This is a genomic window from Mesorhizobium sp. M0029 (assembly GCF_040323735.1).
Classification (GTDB): Bacteria; Pseudomonadota; Alphaproteobacteria; order Rhizobiales; family Rhizobiaceae; genus Mesorhizobium.
Window position 1 is genome coordinate 1 of the sequence record NZ_JAMYVF010000032.1, and the last position, 18,693, is coordinate 18,693.

Sequence of the window (18,693 nt, forward strand, 5' to 3'; positions counted from 1 at the left end):
TCATAGGTTGTGAGGGTATGACCGGCTCAGCGCTTATCATGGGCGATGACCGGTCAACGCACGATTGTTACGTCCAATTAGAGGCCCGAGCCTTTGTTATCGATGCGGGCCTCTTCACCAAGGCGCTTTTGACAAGCCCAACCCTGCGAAGTTTTCTGCTCCGCTACGTTCACTACTTTCACCTCCAGGCAAGCTTCACCGCGCTCAGCAATGCCCGGATGAACATAGTCGACAGGCTCTCAAGATGGCTGGTGATGTGTGATGATCGCGTCGACGGGAACAGCTTTGCGATTACGCACGAGTTCTTATCAGTTATGCTCGGTGTCAGGCGGCCCGGCGTCACCATAGCGCTGCAAACCTTGGAGGGCCAAGGTCTGATACGCTCAATGCGAGGAGAGGTAGTCATTCTTGATCGCGCGCGTCTAATTGCGCTGGCAGATGGGTCATATGGCAGGGCTGAAGCCGAATACGCTCGGCTAGTCGGCAAACTGCATTGATCGCAGGCGCCGCGGCGTCCGTAGCGCCGCGACGGTGATCGCCAACGAATGTGCTCGAACAGGAGATGGTCGATCTCCTGCATTGGAGTCACGTAAGCCGCCTAGACAGAGCCTTCACCGCCGACGTTGCCGAGCATCGGGATCCACGACGAAGCTGTCATGCCGGCACCGCTGCATGCGCCGCGCGAGGAACAAACCGCCCCTCGCCTTCGTTCAGGATCCCGAAGCACGATACGGCTGTGCACCACCTTCCGGCCACTCAAAGGAGACCCGAGACGACTCGGTCCGTAAAGGAGGTTTTCGAAGAGCATCTGAGGCTTCGCGCGGCAGGCGATATCGAGGAGGATCTCTTGGGCGCACTGCCATCTAACCTCGATTAAACAGGCACTGATGCGCTGGCTGGAGCAATGGCGAGACTCATTGCACCAGCCAAGTTCAGGGCATATGCAGACAACCGCTTTTGGCCCGGAACAGATCGATTGGCGGCATAGCCTTATCTTCCCTCACAACGGGAAGGCTGTTTCGGGACTTTTCGAAATCAGCGGATCACAGGCTCGCCATGGAAGCGGCGGCGCGATGGAGGAGAAACGCCGAAGCCAACTTCCATCATCAGCCGTGGCCTGTGCGACGGCACGGTGCCCATATGGAACCCGAACGGATCCTCGACGAAACCGAAACCGGCCTTGCCGGTCAGCGTGACCGGACTCTGCTTGCCGTAGACGTCCAGAATCTCTTGCGCTGGATGGCCGACGACAAGCGTAAATTGGTGCTTGAGGGCGCGGCGATCATGGCTGCCGCGAACATAGATATGCGGGCCGGTCCCCTCGTCGACGGGCACCAGATAGAAAAAGAACTTCAGCATCCGCCAGTCGTCCAGGTCGAAGTGGTATTTGCCGAGCGAAGCCAGGTTCTTGTCCGCGTCCGACGCCTGGCCGGTCGGGAAGCTCCACCAGACGCGCGTCGTGATCAGCGTCGCCTGGCCGCCGAGATAGTGCGCCGCGATATCCATGAGCAGCGGATCGTTTTGGATGGCAACGGCCGACTTACAGCCCAGAATGCGCTCGAAATAATGGCCGCTGAGCAACGGACGGCCAAATCGCGCCTCAGCCTCCGCATGCTCCGCCGGCATGAACTCGAGTCGGCGATCGAAATTGCCGAAACAAGGTGTGCACCTGGCGAATGCGGCTACATCTTCAGCCACCATTGCAGGCAGGACAAGGCCGGGAAAAAGCCCATCCATCCGCAGCGCGTCGACAACGTCGTGGCAATTGACACCGGCAAACATCGTGTCCTGGGCTCTTTGCGGCCTTCGGACCGGCTTTGCACCGCGCCAGTGCATTCTCCGTGCCGGCATGGTGCGCGCCAACATGAACATGGGCAGCCACGCCGGGTTCTCGCGAATATCCGACAGGTAGGTCGGAATGCGTACGGCTATGCGACGCAGCATGCTGCCGTTTCGCGCGATTGTCTCAAGGCTTGCAGCGCCGGCTTTGTCGGAGTTCATAACGGTCATCGGGGTCCTCAGGTCATGAATGCACTTATCGACGAAGTTGGGTCCCGGTGTTTCGCCGAAACCCGATTCGCCGCGGAAGAACTAGGCGCTTGCCACGTTTTGTGCAACGCACCATTGCAGTGAGAAAATGGAGGTTGCGCGTTCGTATAAGACAATCGCAACCACTCCAATTACCTCAGGAACTGTCTGTAGCCGCCGCCCATCAGGTAGCGGCCGCGTTGGATGGCGCGACGTACCTGATCGCGAAGATGGCCGCCTGGATGACGCCAATCTTCTTCGACACGGCGTCTCCCGAACAAGGCAATGGCGACCTCCTGATGAGATGCTCCCGCCAGCGAGCCATCCAAAGCCTGCAGTACAATACGCAGACGCGCTCCGCGGTGTTCCGGCGGAAAGCAAGCAGCTGACACGCGGCGGCAATCATTGATGTCGTTCAGGAACTGAAGGGCAGCGACATGGAACTTGAGGTGCTGCGGCTGAAGGATCGCGTCGACATATAGCCGCAACGGGCGGAGTACGGACGCACCGGAAACGGCGATCTGCAGACTCCGGCAGTTCTCCCTCAGCAGCACGTGCTGCATGCCCGCAGCTGTCAGCAGGATGTCCTTGCAGCATGAGAGCGAAGAAAGGTGAAGCGGTTCAAAATCGTGGTCGAGCCCCAGCGGCTCCGCGGCCGCTCGTAGAATACAGGCGCAATCGCGCGGATCCCAAAAGACCCTCGCCGATGTAGCGTCCGACTGTGGCGCGTCCGCGAAAAAGGAGGCTCCATTGTCTTAGGAAAGCTGATTCTGTCGTCAACTCGATTATCTTCATGTCGGCCTGGGTTCCGACAAAGCAGGCGGACGGTGCCATTTTGGCGTGGTCGCGCTGGAATTGTGGATTGCGCCGAAGAAACTCCCAGGCCCAGCCAGTGCGTGGCAATCGTCTGGCGTAGTGGTAAGCGTCCTGGCGACGCCAGTCCGGCCAGCATACAAGGCCGACCGTCGCTTCCTTGGACAAACCAGCATCCTTCATGGCACAGGTGTCCACAATGGCGCTATGCTGACGGGCCTAGAACCGGTTGCCACAGTACCGGTCCGCTCAGACGTCCCCTGCTGCGGATGCGCAAAAGGCTCGCGTGGGAAATCTCGAGAAACCCAGCCACCGCCTCCGTTTTGCCGACGCACTTGGGTTCTCCGATGCGCGACAATGGCCACGTAGCAAGGCGGAGGATCCGCTCCATGCGCGTGTCCGTCACCGTTACGATCCGGGTCAGATCCTTGGCCAAGCCGAACTCGATCATGCCCGCGAAGAGCTCGTAGGTCGCCTGAGCCAGCCCGCCCGCTGCCTTGGGCGCCGACGGAGGAAGATCGAGCGCGAAACGACTGCTCTCCCATATGTCGGTGGTCGAGGGCACGACGTCAGCACCCAGCAGCACCGGGAAGGTGTCGCGCAACATTGTGGGTCCGGTGCTGGGCAAAAGACGCACGCAACCGCGAATTCGCCAGTCGGATCCTTTGAGGAGCAGATAGACAGGCTTGAGAGCATCAAACGGATCGGATTCCATCTGGTCTTCGGTATCAACTTCCCAATCGAGCCTTTCCTTGAACACCCGAAACCTGAGCCCGTGCATCTCTTTGAGCTCGCCTGCAAAATCACTGTAAAAGTCTGGTGCTATCAGTTGCATCATGGTCGCCTCCATGTGGGATGTGTTCCCGCCATCGAAGGGCAAAGCTGACAGCGATGCAGCCTGTAGAGGTTTACAGGTATCGTGGCTGAGAATCAGGATCTCGTCAGGCCGGAGGCAGCCATTCGTGCAACGGCTTGGTTGATCGTTCGAACGCCAAACTTTGCCTTGGCGTTTTCCAGATGAAAGGTCACGGTGCGCTTTGAGACGCCGAGAAGCTGGCTAGTATCCCAAGCCGACTTGCCGCGCGCCGCCCATTTCAGGCACTCGAACTCCCGCGGGGTGAGCGTTACACCATCCACCACGCGATGATCGGCGAGCCTTCGCCGGACATGGATATGAAAGTTGATGGCCACCAGCTGCAATGCTTTTTCGTAACGTGCCAGTGACCGCAACAGAGGCGGACGGGACTCGTCGGAAGCAAAGGTCAGGGCAGCAAACCGGCCGAGATGATCATGCATGGACATCGTCAGGCCGCCGCAGATGCCAAACTCAGCCGCACTCTCTAGAATTTGTTGCTGCGAATTCGGCAGACCGTGCCGAGCGCGATCCACACCCCAATCGAATGTATCCCAGCCTTGCAGCCCGCGCAGGATGACCGGATCGAGACTGTGGTACCGCTGTTGCAGATAACGTGACGTCCAGGATGAAGGATAGTTTGAAATCAATTGGGGGGCGTCGCCGGAGGCTGACGGGTAGGTGAAATAGGCGAATAGCGGGAAGTCGAAGCCGGCTGCAGCGGAGGCCATTGCCTCACCGAGATCGGCAGCATCAACACTTGCAGACAGTTGCTCGACGAAGTTCTCAAACACGCGATGCATGTGTCCTGTGCGTAACCTCCGTAACGCTCAATGCCAGGCAGAGACCTTGTTTTAGATGATCCCGGACGAATACGGCGCGTGCCGAGAACGTGGCTAATCTGTTGAACCAATCCGAAATAGTCTGACGTTGTCTATGAGCCGTGTGCCGCCGAGCCAGGCGGCGGCAAGCAACCGTGCCGGTCGATCGAGGCTCGTTATCGGGTGCAGATCTGCCTCATCGCGAAGTTCCAGGTATTCGACCTCGCGATAGCCTGCAGCCAGAATTGCTGCGCGAGATTCTGCAAGCGTTGGCAGGATGGGTGAGCCGCGCTCAAGCCGCTCAGCCGTCTTGAGCAGGACCGATGATAGCTTGGGAGCAACAGCGCGTTCCGCTGGCGAGAGCCGCACATTGCGCGATGATAGCGCAAGACCGTCGGCTTCACGGACTGTCGGACAGGCAACAATGGTGATTGGAATATCCAGATCCCGGGCCATGCGCCTGACCAGGTGAATTTGCTGAAAGTCCTTTTCGCCAAAGAAGCCGAAGTCAGCGCTGGTCTGCAGGAAGAGCTTGGCGACGACGGTCGCCACGCCGTCGAAATGCCCCGGCCGGAATGTACCGCACAGGCCTTCGCTGACACCGCAAACCGAAACGGTGGTGGCGAAGCCCGCCGGATACATCTCCTCTGCATCTGGCGCATAAAGCAGGTGCGCGCCAACCGATGCCAGTTTGGCGGCATCCTCGTCCTCGGTGCGGGGATACGCGGCAAGATCGGCCTGGCTGTTGAATTGCTTCGGGTTGACGAAGAGCGTCACTATCACACGGTCTGCCTTCTCGAGTGCAGCGCGCACCAGGCTGAGATGGCCCTCATGCAGGACGCCCATCGTTGGCACCAGGGCTATCCTCACACCTTCGCAGCGCCATGCGGCGACGCTTTCGCGAAGCTGGTCAACGCTCCTGACGATCGGCACGCTCACGCTGCTTCTCCGCTCTTGGTGGCGTCCGTGTCGGCGGGCTTGGGCGCATCGGCAAACACATGCTCTGCGGCGGGAAACTGGCGCTCCTTCACCTCGCGCGCATAGGAAGCGATCGCAGCCGCAGCCGCCTCCCGGAGTTCAGCATAGCGCTTGACGAACTTGGGCCGGAAGTCGCCGAAGAGGCCCAGCATGTCGTCGACGACGAGAATCTGGCCGTCACAGGCTGCCGAGGCACCGATGCCAATGGTCGGGGTCGCCACCTCCTTGGTGATCCGGCGGGCGAGCGCCTCAGGAACCTTCTCCAGGACGACCGCAAAGGCGCCCGCTTCGCCCACCGCAATTGCGTCGCGCCTGATGCGCTCGGCATCCCCGCCCCTGCCCTGTACGCGGTAGCCACCGATGGTGTTGATGGCCTGCGGCGTCAATCCGACATGGGCCATGACGGGCACGCCGCGTGCGGCGAGGAAGCCGATCGTCTCTGCCATCGCTTCGCCGCCTTCGAGCTTGACGGCCGTGCAGCCGGTCTCGGCCATGACGCGCGCGGCATTGCGGAAAGCCTGCTCTGGGCTTTCCTCGTAGGAACCGAACGGCAGGTCGACCACCATCAGCGCCTGCTTGATGCCACGGCGCACCGCCTGGCCGTGCGTGATCATCATCTCCAGCGTGACGCCGAGCGTCGAGGGCAGGCCGTGGAGAACCATGCCGACGCTGTCGCCGACGAGCACCACATCACAATGGGGATCGACAAGCCGGGCGACTGGGGTGGTGTAGGCGGTAAGGCAGACGAGCGGCGTCCCACCTTTGCGCGAACGAATATCCGGCGGTGTGATCGCCCTGGTGTCACCATAAGCGCTCATGGGACCCTCCTTCCCCTACGTTACCAGCTGCGGCTGTCGCCTTTGGCACATTTTTGTGCAGGTGCGAAGAGCAAAAAAATGGCCATGCAGCTGCGGGGTGTTGACGTGCCAATTGGCACGCTTACACTAAATCGATTAAGGTGCCCCCGAGTTGGCCAAATAATGGACGATCAGGCAATAGGACTCAGGAAAGACAGAGCCGCCGGCAAGGCCGACAACGTCAAAGTGGACTTGATCGCCTTTGTGGTCGCCGTAAACGGCAGTCAACCCTGTGTCCTCACCATCGGCCAGGCGGACACCTTGCCCTCCGGTCCCTTTGCGCTTGAGCACCGATCGCTGCAATCCGGCTTGAGGGGGTGGGTCGAGCAGCAAACCGGCCATCGGCTGGGGTACATTGAGCAACTCTACACGTTCGCGGATCGGGATCGCATCGGCGCCGAGCGCCAGCAGCGCGTCATCTCCATCAGCTATCTCGCATTGACGCGCAAGGAACAGGCAGCGGGCTCGCCCAAGTGCGGATGGCAGAGTTGGTATGAATATTTTCCATGGGAGGACCACCGCTCCGGCACGCCTGCGGTCGTGCTGGACGTTCTGCGGCCGCGCCTGATCGAATGGGCAAACGGGGTTGGCGATTCGGCCACGCGACGTGAACGCTGGCAGCGGGCGACGATAGCCTTTGGCTTCGACGACCGCCTTTGGAACGAGGAACTCACGCTTCAACGCTATGAGTTAGTCTACGAAGCAGGCCTGGTCCAAGAGGCCGTAAGAGGGCGGGACGCAGGACCCCCGCCGCTGGTGCCCAGCAAGTCCATGGTCGCCGATCATCGCCGCATCGTGGCGACCGGCATTGCGCGGCTGCGCTCCAAGATCAAATACCGCCCAGTCGTCTTTGAGCTGATGCCGCCGGTCTTCACGCTTTTGCAGCTGCAGCGAACCGTGGAGGCGCTCGCCGGCAGGCTCATCCACAAGCCGAACTTTCGCCGACTGATCGAACAGCAGGAGCTGGTCGAGGAGACCGGAGAGGCCACCACTGAGACCGGCGGCCGGCCAGCGAAGCTTTTCCGTTTCCGCCACGCCGTTCTGGACGATAGACTCATCGCCGGGACAAAATTGCCGCTGGCGCGGGGTTGACATCCCTTATACTCACAGCAAGTATATGCTGGTTATTTTCAGTTAGAGTATAAGCGGGAGGGGGTCGATGGGCGCCATGCTGCCTACGGCCGCGTTGCTCTACGAGCGCGTCCGACGAGTGATCCCGCCGATTGAATGGCCGGCTTTCGCCGAGGATATCGAGGCGATCCTTGCGCTGAAGCGCGAGCGCAACGCGATCATCCTGGCGCACAATTATCAGACGCCCGAGATCTTCCACTGCGTGGCCGACATCGTCGGCGACAGCTTGGCACTAGCCCGCACGGCTGCGACGGTCGAGGCGCAAGTCATCGTGCTGGCCGGCGTCCATTTCATGGCCGAAACGGCCAAGCTCCTCAATCCGGGCAAGACCGTGCTCATTCCGGATCTCAGCGCCGGTTGCTCGTTGGCGGACTCAATCACGGCAGAAGACGTGCGCTTGATGCGCCAGCGTTATCCCGGCGTTCCGATCATCACTTATGTAAATACGTCCGCCGAAGTGAAGGCCGAGTCGGATATCTGCTGTACATCCGGCAACGCCAAGGCGGTCGTCGAATCCCTTGGGGTTCTCCGGGTGATCATGTTGCCGGACGAATATCTGGCCCAGAATATCGCCGCCCAGACAGATGTGCAGATCATCGCCTGGAAAGGGCGTTGTGAGGTGCATGAGCGCTTTTCACCGGCCGACATCCGCGAGTTGCGCGAAAGCCATCCCGGCGTGGTCGTGCTCGCCCATCCCGAATGCCCGCCCGACGTCGTGGCTGAAGCCGATTTTTCCGGCTCGACGGCTGCCATGTCCGACTATGTCGAAAGGCAAAGGCCGCCACGTGTCGTGCTGATGACGGAATGCTCAATGAGCGACAACGTCGCGTTAGCCCACCCAGAGGTCGAGTTCATCCGGCCCTGCAATTTGTGCCCGCATATGAAGCGGATCACGCTTGCCAACATCCGCACGGCGCTCGAGCAGAACCACCATGTCGTAACCGTCGAACCCGGGATCGCCGGGCGCGCGCGGCTAGCGGTCGAACGGATGCTGGCAGTTTGAGCGCCGACCCCCGCAGCTTCTTCGGGCGGCCCATCATCATCGGCGGCGGCATCGCCGGACTGATGACCGCGCTTCAACTGTCGCCGGAGCCGGTGCTTCTTCTGTCAAGGTCGCTGCTGGGAGCTGACAACTCGAGCACCTGGGCCCAGGGGGGCCTGGCTGCAAGTTTCGGCGAAGACGACGATCCGGCAATGCACCTGGCCGATACGGTTGCCGCCGGGGATGGTCTCTGCGACAGAGACGTGGCGAGCCGCATCCTCCAAGCCGCGCCTAAGGCCATAGAGGGGCTTGCGGGCTTTGGGGTTCGCTTTGACCGCACGCCGGAAGGATCACTGTGCCTCGGATTGGAGGCCGCACACAGCCGACGTCGCATCGTTCATGCGCATGGGGACGGCACCGGGCGTGAGATCATGCGTGCGCTGATCGCGGCTGTGCGTTCCACTCCGTCGATAGTTGTCGTGGAGGGCGTGGAAGCGCGCCGGCTCGCCGTGCGAGAGAATGCGATCCGAGGCGTCTGGGCGAGCTGTTCGATCGCACCTTTCTTCTTCGGCTCACGGCGGGTCGTCCTCGCCACCGGTGGCATCGGGGGACTGTTTCTCGACACCACGAACCCTTGGGGCAGTTGCGGACAAGGCCTTGCGCTTGCGGCCCGCGCTGGAGCTGTCCTAGCCGACCTCGAATTCATTCAGTTCCACCCGACCGCGCTTGACGGCCCAGAACGCCCTATGGCGCTGGTCAGCGAGGCTGTGCGAGGCGAAGGTGCTGCCCTGATCGATGAAACCGGCCAGGCTTTTCTCCAGAGCGTGCCCGGGGCGGAACTTGCGCCTCGCGATGTCTTGGCCCGCGCCGTGTGGAACCATCTTGCGGACGGCCACCATGTTTTTCTCGATGCCCGACAACGGCCAGGCCCGGCATTCGCTCGACATTTCCCGACAATCGCATCAGCCTGCCTTGGAGCGGGCATCAATCCCGCGCGCGATCTCATCCCCATTCGTCCGGCCCAACACTACCACATGGGTGGCGTTGCCGTGGACAGCTCGGGCAGGACCTCCGTCAAGGGGCTGTGGGCCTGCGGCGAAGTCGCTTCGACAGGACTGCATGGCGCCAACAGGCTCGCCAGCAATTCCTTGACGGAGGCAATCGTGTGCGCCCGCTGGGTCGCTGAAAGCGTCGCCGGAACGCCTGCGCGCAGAACAAGGCCTGCGTTTGCGAACGTTTACCCACCGCCCGCTCCGATAGCCGTGCGCGTTTTTCTGTCGCGCGCACTCGGCATCGTCCGGGATGGTCAAGCGTTGAAAGCAGCCGCGCGTGCCTTATTGCCGCTCGCCGAAAGCAAGGATGCGGCCTCGGATCCGGCGGCTGTCGGGCTAATGATTGCTGTTGCCGCCTTGTTGCGCGAAGAAAGCCGCGGCGCTCATTACCGGACAGATTTTCCTCATCATGCGACTGCCGCCCGACGGTCCGAAATCACGCTCGAAGCCGCCTTGGCGGCTGCGCGGGAACTCGGACACTCGCCAAGCTCCGAAGGTGCAAAGGGATGATGCTCTCACCGCTCCCCACGGTCCTGCTTGAGCCGCTTGTACGGGCATCTCTTCTTGAAGACCTTGGCAGAGCCGGCGACTTGACCACGGACGCCATCGTCCCGAAGGAATGCCAAGCGGGAACCGTGTTGGTGGCGCGACAGTCCGGAGTTGTCGCCGGCATCGATCTGGCGATGCTCGCTTTCGGCTTGATTGATCCCGGTGTCGAAATCTCCGTGGAGCGGGCAGACGGCTGCAATGTCGTGGATGGAGAGGTCATTGCATCAGTGGTTGGCCCGGCCCGGGCCATTCTCACAGCCGAAAGGACGGCACTCAATTTTTTGTGCCATCTGAGCGGCATCGCCACAGCAACGGCATCGATGGTCGCTGCGGTTCGTGGATATGGCGCGAAGATCGTCTGCACCCGCAAGACGACGCCCGGATTGCGGGCAGTCGAAAAGTATGCCGTGCGCGCAGGTGGCGGGTCCAATCACCGCTTCGGCCTGGACGATGCAATTTTGATCAAGGACAACCACATCGCCATCGCAGGCGGCGTCCGGCCAGCGCTCGAGCGAGCACGAAGAGCGGCCGGTCATCTCGTCAAGATCGAAGTCGAGGTCGATACTCTGGCCCAGTTGGAGGAGGTACTTGGCTTCGCTCCCGATGCGGTTCTGCTCGACAACATGTCCCTCCCCGATCTTCGCCGCGCCGTCGCAATGGTCGGTGGCCGCGCTATCACCGAGGCTTCTGGCGGGATCACGTCGCATACAGCGCGAGCGTTTGCCGCGACCGGCGTTGATCTGATTTCGGTCGGCCGACTCATCCACAGCGCGCCGATCCTGGATATCGGCCTCGACCATCGGGGCTCATGATTGTCTGAGTAACGAACAGGATTGGGTCAACTGTCCTTTCCGATCACTAGTCAGATAGCAAAGACCCGCAAGTCATACCGGAGGAACAGCATGGAGATGCAAACGGCAAGTTCAACGCAGACATCGCCACAGGCTCAATCCCCTGACCCCCCTGACCTTGGGGCGTGGACCTTGGAGAAGGCTCAGGCGCTTTACCATGCCCCCTTCAACAATCTCCTCTTCCTGGCGCAAACGGTGCACCGCCAGAATTTCGATCCAAACAAGGTCCAGCTCAGCCGGCTGCTCAGCATCAAGACCGGAGGATGCCCGGAGGATTGTGGCTATTGCAGCCAGTCGGCGCGTCACGAAACCGGGTTGGAGGCGTCCAAGCTGATGGATGTCAGGCGCGTCATCGCCGAAGCGACCAAGGCGCGTCATGCCGGCGCCACCCGTTATTGCATGGGCGCGGCCTGGCGAAACCCCAAGGCGCGCGACATGGATGCGGTGGTGGCGATGGTCGAAGGCGTCAAGGCGCTGGGCCTGGAGACCTGCATGACACTCGGCATGCTCGATCTTGAGCAAGCCGCTCGACTGAAGCAGGCGGGCCTCGACTACTACAACCACAACATCGATACGTCAGAACGCTACTATAGCGAGATCATCGGTACGCGGAGCTTTGCCGAGCGGCTCGAGACGCTTGACCACGTTCGCAAATCCGGCATCAAGGTCTGCTGTGGAGGCATTGTCGGCATGGGCGAGGAGCCGGTGGACCGGATCGACATGCTGGTGACGCTGGCCAATCTGCCGGAACATCCGCAAAGCGTTCCGATCAACATGCTGATCCCGATCGCCGGTACGCCGCTTGCAGACGCCAAGCCCATTGAGCCGATCGAATTCGTGCGCGTGATCGCGCTGGCGCGCATCATGATGCCGAAATCGCATGTCCGTCTGTCCGCCGGCCGCACCGCGATGACTGACGAGATGCAGGCGCTGTGCTTTTTTGCCGGCGCCAACTCGATCTTCTTCGGCGACACGCTGCTGACGGCGGACAATCCCGGTGAGGACAAGGATACCCTGCTGTTCCGGCGCCTTGGCATCGATCCGATGGAACTCGAGGCGCAATGAACGGGGCGCCGCTTGCCCGTTATGATGCGACCTTGCAGGGGCTAGCGCGCAAGGACCGGCTGCGGACGCTTTCGCCCCGCGCCGGGCTGGACTTCTCGTCGAACGACTATCTCGGGCTGGCCGCGTCCAGAAGACTTGGCGATGCGGTTGTGGCGGCGATTGCGCGGGGCACGCCGGTTGGCGCCACCGGGTCGCGGCTGTTGCGCGGCAATGCACCGGAACACGAGCAGCTCGAGGCAGACGCGGCGGCATTCTTTGGAGCCGACCGCGCGCTGTTCTTCGGCAGCGGCTACATCGCCAACTTCGCTCTGCTGAGCGCCCTGCCGCAGAAGGGCGATCTTTTGGTTGTCGATGAGCTCGCCCATGCCAGCATGCATGAGGGTGCGCAGGCCGGGCGCGCACAGTTCGTGCTGGCCGCGCACAACGACGCCACCGCTGTCGAGGATGCGATTACACGTTGGCGCGTCGCAGGCGGCATGGGATGCGTCTGGATCGCGGTGGAAAGCCTTTACAGCATGGATGGCGACTGCGCGCCTTTGGAGAGCCTGGTCGCACTTGCCGATCGGCACGGCGCATTCATCGTCATTGATGAGGCGCATGCCACCGGCGTCTGGGGACCGGATGGCCGGGGGCTTGCCGCCGCTTTCGAGGGCCGCGACAACATCATAGCGCTCCACACCTGCGGCAAGGCGCTCGGCGCATCTGGTGGGCTCGTCACCGGGCCGAGGGCACTGTGCGAATATCTGATCAACCGTTGCCGTCCATTCATCTACGCAACCGCGCCATCGCCACTGATGGCGGTCGTGGCGCGCGAGGCACTCGCAATGCTCGCCGACGAGCCTATGCGGCGTGTTCAGCTGCATGAACGCGTCGCCAGCGCCGGCCGGTTGGTCAATCGCTGGGGTGTGACACCAAGTGGCTCTCAGATCCAGCCCTTAGTAATCGGCGATGTAAGGCGCACCATGGCAGTGGCGGCGCGCCTGCAGGCCCGCGGCTTCGACATACGCGGCGTTCGTCCTCCGACCGTGCCCGAGGGCACGTCGCGGCTGCGCATCTCACTGACGCTCAATATTGGCGAAGCCGACATTTCCGCCATGGTCGAGGCGCTGGTCGAGGTGTTCGCCGAAACATCACCGGAGGCGATATGACCCAACGCATCGTCATCACCGGAACGGATACCGGAGTTGGCAAGACCGTGTTTGCGGCTGGGCTCGCCGGTTTGCTGGACGGCTTTTACTGGAAACCGGTGCAATCGGGCCTCGACGGCGAGACCGACAGCGAGGTTGTCGCGCGGCTTGCCGGCTTGCCCTCAGAGCGCGTGCTGCCGGAAGCCTACCGCTTGCGGAGCCCGCTGTCGCCGCATCGTTCGGCCGAGATCGACGGCGTGGCGATCAAGGCTGCCGATCTTGCTTTTCCCGTCCTACCGACGCCGCTCGTCATCGAAGGCTCCGGCGGCCTAATGGTGCCGCTCAACCGGCGCACAAGGTTAATCGACATCTTCGCTGAATGGCGGCTGCCCGTTATTCTGTGCGCCCGCACCACACTCGGCACCATCAACCACACCTTGCTATCGGTCGAGGCGCTCCGCGCCCGCTCCATCCCGTTGGCGGGCATCGCTTTCATCGGCGATGAGATGGCCGATACGCAACGGACCATCGTGGAATTCAGCGGTGCCCCGCAGCTCGGCAGGCTGCCGCACCTCGATGTGCTGACGGGCAAAACACTGAGGGACGCAATGGTTGCCGGCTTCGCCTTCGCCTCGATTACTGGAGGTGACTGATGTCGCAGTCTCATGTGTGGCATCCCTTCACCCAGCACGCACTCGAGCCTGCGATCCCAGAAATCGTCCTGACTGAGGGCGCCTATCTCCACAGGGCCGACGGCGCCCGCATCCTGGACGCCATCTCCTCCTGGTGGGTCGTCACACATGGCCACCGCCATCCCCGCATCATGAAGGCAATCGAGACAACCGCGTCGAGCCTCGACCAGATTATCTTTGCGGGCTTCACGCACGAGCCGGCAGAGCGCTTGGCCAAGGCGCTTGTCGGCCTAGCTCCCGCTGGACTCGACTGGGTGTTCTATTCCGACAGTGGCTCGACCTCAGTCGAAGTCGCGCTGAAGATGGCGCTCGGTTATTTCCGCAACATCGGCGCGCCGCGCTCGCGCATCGTCGTCATGGAGCACAGCTATCATGGTGACACGATTGGAACGATGAGCGTCGGTGCGCGTGGCGTGTTCAACGCCGCCTATGAACCCTTGCTGTTCGAGGTCGACATCATCCCCTTTCCGGCCGCGGGGCACGAGCAGGAGACGCTGGATCGTTTCGAGGCTGTGACCCGCGATCGACGAGCCGCAGCCTTGATCGTCGAGCCGCTGGTGCTGGGCGCCGGCGGCATGCTGATGTATCCAGCATCGGTTCTGGCCGAATTGAAGAAGATCACTGAGGCCTCCGGCTCGCTGCTGATCGCCGACGAGGTGATGACCGGCTGGGGACGCACCGGAACCATGTTCGCCTGCGAGCAGGCATCGATTTCTCCAGATATCCTGTGCACCTCCAAAGGCTTGACCGGCGGCACCATCCCGCTGGCCGTAACGCTTGTCACCGATGCCATCTTCCGGGCGCACTATTCCGAGGACCGGAAGAAGACGTTTTTCCATTCGAGCTCCTACACCGCCAATCCGATTGCCTGTGCGGCAGCACTCGCCAATGTCGAGATCTGGCGCGACGAGCCGGTGGCCGGGCGGATCACGGCCTTGAGCGTGATGCAGGCCGTCGGGCTGCAACGCTTTCGGGACAATCCATATTTTGCCGACTGTCGAGCCACGGGAACGATCGCGGCGCTCGACCTGCGAACCGGTTCAGCAGGTTATCTCGCCGAGATTGGTCCGAAGCTGCGCGCTTTCTTCCTCGAGCGCGGCCTACTTGTGCGCCCGCTCGGCAATGTCCTCTACCTTCTGCCACCCTATTGCATCGCAGGCGACGAGCTCGAACGACTCTATGACGCCATCGAGGAGGCCGGGGAACGCTTCGGGTCAAGGCCATGAGCAAGTCGTCGCGCATTCTCGGACTTGGCCATCACGTGCCTGGGCGCAAGGTGGCCAATGCCGAGATCGAGAGCAATCTCGGCCTCGAGCCGGGCTGGATCGAAAGGCGTACCGGAATCCGTTCGCGCTTCTGGGCAACGGACGAAGACACGCTGTCGGGTCTTGCCACCCGGGCTGGCGACATGGCGCTGGTGAACGCCGGTATTGCGCGCCACGACATCGGTCTGCTGTTGCTTGCCACCTCGACGCCCGACCATCTTCTGCCGCCAAGCGCGCCGCTGGTCGCACACAAGCTTGGCCTTGGCCGCGCAGGCGCGGTCGATCTCCCCGGCGCCGGCGCCGGCTTCATCTATGCGCTCATGTTTGCGGACGGGTTCACCCGCCTGCATGGCAAACCAGCGCTGGTCATCGCCGCCAACATCCTCAGCCGCCGCATCAATCCAGCCGAGCGCGCGAGCTCAGTCTTGTTCGCCGATGCCGCCGGCGCCCTGGTGATCGGTCAGTGCGATGATGCTGATCGGGGCATTCTCGGTGCCTCGGTGGCTTCGGACGGCTCGCGCTACGGGCTGATCCAGATTCCCGCAGGAGGAAGCAACACGCCGTTCCATGGCGACCTCGACCTCGGGCAGACCCGGATGACGATGACCGACGGGCCCGAAGTGTTCGCAAAAGCCGTCGAGATGATGACCGATTGCTCGACAGCCGCGCTAGCCACTGCGGGAGTGCGGCCACACAATGTCGGCCGGTTTGTGCCGCATCAGGCCAATACTCGGATTTTCGGCGCGGTCGGAAGAAACCTCGGCATTGCGGACCAAGCAATTGTCAAGACGATTGCCGAATACGGCAACTCTTCGGCCGCGACGGTCCCGCTGTCGCTCTCGCTCGCCAACCAGATGAAGCCATTCCAGCCAGGAGAGAAAATCCTTCTGGCGGCGGCGGGTGCGGGTCTCAGCGGCGGCGCTCTCGTGGTTGGAATCTAGCCGGCCGGCTCACGCGCGCAGGATTGGTCATGAACGGCAATAGGAGCAACAGAACCAATGCCAAAAAATGGCCTTCTGAAGCTCGACATAACCAAGCTGACGCAGCACGACCCGTGCGAGCCTCTGGATTCAAATGCAACACCCGTTGCACCAATCGTACCATCTGAATAAAGCTCAATTACAAAGGGTGAGCCGCCCCATATATGTCGGATACCCGACATTGTTCACATAAAATGCTCGATGCTTACACGCTCTTTGCTGCCTGCTCTTTGTTGTCTTCTCTTTTCTCTTTGCTCTTTGCTCTTCCGTCTTGACTAGCAGGAGCCTGCGGCTTATCTCATTGCCGCGTTAGCACTCGCTTCGGCTGAGTGCTAGGCATGCTCCGGCAACGGAGCACCGTTCAACATCCGCACCAAGGAAATCCAAAAATGGCAAAGTCGAATTTCCGGCCGCTGCATGACCGCGTGGTCGTACGCCGGGTCGAATCCGAATCCAAGACCGCCGGCGGGATCATCATCCCGGATACGGCGAAGGAAAAGCCGCAGGAAGGCGAGATCATCGCCGTCGGCTCCGGCGCTCGCGACGAAGCCGGCAAGCTGGTCCCGCTGGACGTCAAGGCCGGCGACCGCATCCTGTTCGGCAAGTGGTCGGGCACCGAAGTCAAGCTCAATGGCGAAGACCTTCTGATCATGAAGGAATCCGACATTATGGGCATCATCGGCTGATTATCGGCCTCACCGTCAACTGAATTTCGGGCTTGATCGCAAGCCCCTGCCAGGAGCTAAAAAATGGCTGCCAAAGACGTAAAATTCTCCCGCGACGCCCGCGAACGCATGCTTCACGGCATCAACATCCTCGCCGACGCGGTGAAGGTGACCCTCGGTCCCAAGGGCCGCAACGTCGTCATCGACAAGTCGTTCGGCGCACCGCGCATCACCAAGGACGGCGTCACCGTCGCCAAGGAAATCGAACTTTCCGACAAGTTCGAAAACATGGGCGCGCAGATGATCCGCGAAGTTGCTTCGAAGACCAACGACATCGCCGGTGATGGCACCACGACCGCGACCGTCCTGGCGCAGTCGATCGTCCAGGAAGGTAACAAGGCCGTTGCCGCCGGCATGAACCCGATGGACCTGAAGCGCGGCATCGACCTGGCCGTGACCGAAGTGGTCGCGGCTCTCGGCAACGCTGCCAAGAAGATCAAGACCTCCGAGGAAGTTGCCCAGGTCGGCACGATCGCCGGCAATGGCGACGAGTCGGTCGGCAAGATGATCGCCGAAGCGATGCAGAAGGTCGGCAATGAAGGCGTCATCACGGTTGAAGAAGCCAAGACCGCCGAGACCGAGCTGGAAGTCGTCGAAGGCATGCAGTTCGACCGCGGCTATCTCTCGCCCTACTTCGTCACCAACGCCGACAAGATGGTTGCCGAGCTCGAGGACGTCTACATCCTCCTGCACGAGAAGAAGCTGTCCAACCTCCAGGCCATGCTGCCGGTTCTCGAAGCCGTCGTGCAGACCTCCAAGCCGCTGCTCATCATCTCGGAAGACGTCGAAGGCGAGGCTCTGGCCACGCTGGTCGTCAACAAGCTGCGCGGTGGCCTGAAGATCGCCGCCGTCAAGGCGCCGGGCTTCGGTGATCGCCGCAAGGCCATGCTGGAAGACATCGCCATCCTCACCGGTGGCCAGGTCATTTCGGAAGACCTCGGCATCAAGCTCGAGAATGTCGGCCTCAACATGCTCGGCCGCGCCAAGAAGGTGTCGATCTCCAAGGAGAACACCACCATTGTCGACGGCGCCGGCAAGAAGGACGAGATCCAGGGCCGCGTTGCCCAGATCAAGCAGCAGATCGAAGAGACCACGTCGGACTACGACAAGGAGAAGCTGCAGGAACGTCTGGCGAAGCTCGCGGGCGGCGTCGCGGTGATCCGCGTCGGCGGCGCGACGGAAGTCGAAGTCAAGGAAAAGAAGGACCGCGTCGACGACGCCCTCAACGCGACCCGCGCGGCCGTGGAAGAAGGCATCGTTGCAGGCGGCGGCGTCGCACTGCTGCGCGCTTCGGCCAACATCAAGGTCACCGGCGTCAATGCCGACCAGGCTGCCGGCATCAACATCGTTCGTCGTGCACTGCAGGCTCCGGCCCGTCAGATCGCTTCGAACGCAGGTGCTGAAGCTTCGATCGTTGCCGGCAAGATCCTCGACAACAAGGGCGCGACCTACGGCTACAACGCCCAGACCGGCGAATATGGCGACATGATCGCCATGGGCATCGTCGACCCGGTCAAGGTCGTTCGTACCGCTCTCCAGGACGCGGCCTCGGTCGCCGGCCTGCTCGTCACCACCGAAGCCATGATCGCGGAGGCTCCCAAGAAGGAGTCTGCTGGCGGCGGCATGCCTGGCGGCATGGGCGGCGGCGGCATGGGCGGCATGGGCGGTATGGATTTTTAATCCAGCCCCTATCAACTTACAGCGGACAGGGCGGCAGCAATGCCGCCCTTTCCTTGTGTGCCGAACATGATCGAAACCTTGGAGTGCGTCCCGAGGATCTCGTTCGAGCCTCACCGCATGGTCGAGAATTAGGATCTTGTCCGATCGAGCAATTCGCGGGCTCAACCTGGTCAAACCGGCGCCCCCTACGAACTGCCCGATCCTTGAGGATTCCGCTGCGCGACAATCACGATGATTCATTCAG

19 protein-coding genes are annotated in these 18,693 nt (G+C 61.7%); 12 read left to right on the forward strand and 7 right to left on the reverse strand.

Annotation, left to right across the window (positions count from 1 at the left end):
• Nucleotides 1-497 (forward strand): Crp/Fnr family transcriptional regulator (locus NKJ76_RS30195; RefSeq protein ID WP_352539071.1); only part of this gene is annotated, 497 nt, incomplete at its 5' end.
• 538 nt (nucleotides 498-1,035) lie between these two features.
• Here the strand turns inward: NKJ76_RS30195 and NKJ76_RS30200 are convergent.
• The 7 genes from NKJ76_RS30200 to panB all read right to left on the reverse strand — a co-directional run bounded on the left by NKJ76_RS30200 (nucleotide 1,036) and on the right by panB (nucleotide 6,311).
• Nucleotides 1,036-2,010 (reverse strand): hypothetical protein, encoded by a 975-nt coding sequence (locus tag NKJ76_RS30200; protein WP_023708080.1) that lies wholly within the window; start codon nucleotides 2,008-2,010, stop codon nucleotides 1,036-1,038.
• A gap of 170 nt (nucleotides 2,011-2,180) precedes the next feature.
• The gene (locus tag NKJ76_RS30205) at nucleotides 2,181-2,591 is read right to left on the reverse strand and encodes a DUF2285 domain-containing protein (protein WP_023673629.1); all 411 of its coding nucleotides are present in this window, start codon (nucleotides 2,589-2,591) and stop codon (nucleotides 2,181-2,183) included.
• Nucleotides 2,592-2,649: 58 nt separating this feature from the next.
• Nucleotides 2,650-3,024 carry a transcriptional regulator domain-containing protein gene (locus tag NKJ76_RS30210; RefSeq protein ID WP_352498917.1) on the reverse strand — a complete coding sequence of 125 codons (375 nt, stop codon included), beginning with the start codon at nucleotides 3,022-3,024 and terminating at the stop codon, nucleotides 2,650-2,652.
• Nucleotides 3,025-3,046: 22 nt separating this feature from the next.
• The gene (locus NKJ76_RS30215) at nucleotides 3,047-3,679 is read right to left on the reverse strand and encodes an acyl-homoserine-lactone synthase (protein ID WP_023707030.1); all 633 of its coding nucleotides are present in this window, start codon (nucleotides 3,677-3,679) and stop codon (nucleotides 3,047-3,049) included.
• 92 nt (nucleotides 3,680-3,771) lie between these two features.
• A complete protein-coding gene (locus tag NKJ76_RS30220; RefSeq protein WP_023708081.1) occupies nucleotides 3,772-4,497 on the reverse strand; it encodes a LuxR family transcriptional regulator in 726 nt (241 codons plus the stop codon).
• Nucleotides 4,498-4,590: 93 nt separating this feature from the next.
• Nucleotides 4,591-5,454: a pantoate--beta-alanine ligase gene (panC, locus tag NKJ76_RS30225; protein WP_023685567.1), complete on the reverse strand. Its 864-nt coding sequence runs from the start codon at nucleotides 5,452-5,454 to the stop codon at nucleotides 4,591-4,593.
• Nucleotides 5,451-6,311 (reverse strand): 3-methyl-2-oxobutanoate hydroxymethyltransferase, encoded by an 861-nt coding sequence (gene panB / locus NKJ76_RS30230; RefSeq protein WP_023707031.1) that lies wholly within the window; start codon nucleotides 6,309-6,311, stop codon nucleotides 5,451-5,453. The genes panC and panB overlap by 4 nt, the downstream gene beginning before the upstream one ends.
• A 162-nt stretch (nucleotides 6,312-6,473) precedes the next feature.
• Here panB and NKJ76_RS30235 point away from each other — a divergent pair, with 162 nt between their 5' ends.
• From NKJ76_RS30235 to groL, 11 genes are all read left to right on the forward strand, one after another.
• Nucleotides 6,474-7,442 carry an NUDIX hydrolase gene (locus NKJ76_RS30235; protein ID WP_023673634.1) on the forward strand — a complete coding sequence of 323 codons (969 nt, stop codon included), beginning with the start codon at nucleotides 6,474-6,476 and terminating at the stop codon, nucleotides 7,440-7,442.
• A gap of 67 nt (nucleotides 7,443-7,509) precedes the next feature.
• Nucleotides 7,510-8,484, forward strand: coding sequence for a quinolinate synthase NadA (gene nadA, locus NKJ76_RS30240; protein WP_023697792.1), 975 nt, complete (start codon nucleotides 7,510-7,512; stop codon nucleotides 8,482-8,484).
• On the forward strand, nucleotides 8,481-10,025 hold the full coding sequence (locus tag NKJ76_RS30245) for an L-aspartate oxidase (RefSeq protein WP_023697791.1): 1,545 nt from the start codon (nucleotides 8,481-8,483) through the stop codon (nucleotides 10,023-10,025). Before nadA ends, NKJ76_RS30245 begins: the two co-directional genes overlap by 4 nt.
• Nucleotides 10,022-10,876, forward strand: a complete 855-nt coding sequence (gene nadC, locus NKJ76_RS30250; protein WP_023697790.1) for a carboxylating nicotinate-nucleotide diphosphorylase — start codon at nucleotides 10,022-10,024, stop codon at nucleotides 10,874-10,876. Before NKJ76_RS30245 ends, nadC begins: the two co-directional genes overlap by 4 nt.
• A gap of 90 nt (nucleotides 10,877-10,966) precedes the next feature.
• Nucleotides 10,967-11,980 (forward strand): biotin synthase BioB, encoded by a 1,014-nt coding sequence (gene bioB, locus NKJ76_RS30255; RefSeq protein ID WP_031196184.1) that lies wholly within the window; start codon nucleotides 10,967-10,969, stop codon nucleotides 11,978-11,980.
• The gene (locus NKJ76_RS30260; protein WP_023685573.1) at nucleotides 11,977-13,128 is read left to right on the forward strand and encodes an 8-amino-7-oxononanoate synthase; all 1,152 of its coding nucleotides are present in this window, start codon (nucleotides 11,977-11,979) and stop codon (nucleotides 13,126-13,128) included. The genes bioB and NKJ76_RS30260 overlap by 4 nt, the downstream gene beginning before the upstream one ends.
• Nucleotides 13,125-13,760 carry a dethiobiotin synthase gene (gene bioD / locus NKJ76_RS30265; RefSeq protein WP_023673640.1) on the forward strand — a complete coding sequence of 212 codons (636 nt, stop codon included), beginning with the start codon at nucleotides 13,125-13,127 and terminating at the stop codon, nucleotides 13,758-13,760. The genes NKJ76_RS30260 and bioD overlap by 4 nt, the downstream gene beginning before the upstream one ends.
• On the forward strand, nucleotides 13,760-15,025 hold the full coding sequence (locus NKJ76_RS30270; RefSeq protein ID WP_023673641.1) for an adenosylmethionine--8-amino-7-oxononanoate transaminase: 1,266 nt from the start codon (nucleotides 13,760-13,762) through the stop codon (nucleotides 15,023-15,025). The genes bioD and NKJ76_RS30270 overlap by 1 nt, the downstream gene beginning before the upstream one ends.
• Complete coding sequence (bioZ, locus tag NKJ76_RS30275) at nucleotides 15,022-16,005, forward strand: 3-oxopimeloyl-[acyl-carrier-protein] synthase BioZ (RefSeq protein ID WP_352539072.1); 984 nt, start codon at nucleotides 15,022-15,024, stop codon at nucleotides 16,003-16,005. Before NKJ76_RS30270 ends, bioZ begins: the two co-directional genes overlap by 4 nt.
• A gap of 428 nt (nucleotides 16,006-16,433) precedes the next feature.
• Nucleotides 16,434-16,730 (forward strand): co-chaperone GroES, encoded by a 297-nt coding sequence (groES, locus tag NKJ76_RS30280; protein WP_019863563.1) that lies wholly within the window; start codon nucleotides 16,434-16,436, stop codon nucleotides 16,728-16,730.
• A gap of 63 nt (nucleotides 16,731-16,793) precedes the next feature.
• On the forward strand, nucleotides 16,794-18,449 hold the full coding sequence (gene groL, locus NKJ76_RS30285; RefSeq protein ID WP_352539073.1) for a chaperonin GroEL: 1,656 nt from the start codon (nucleotides 16,794-16,796) through the stop codon (nucleotides 18,447-18,449).
• Nucleotides 18,450-18,693 lie beyond the last annotated feature (244 nt).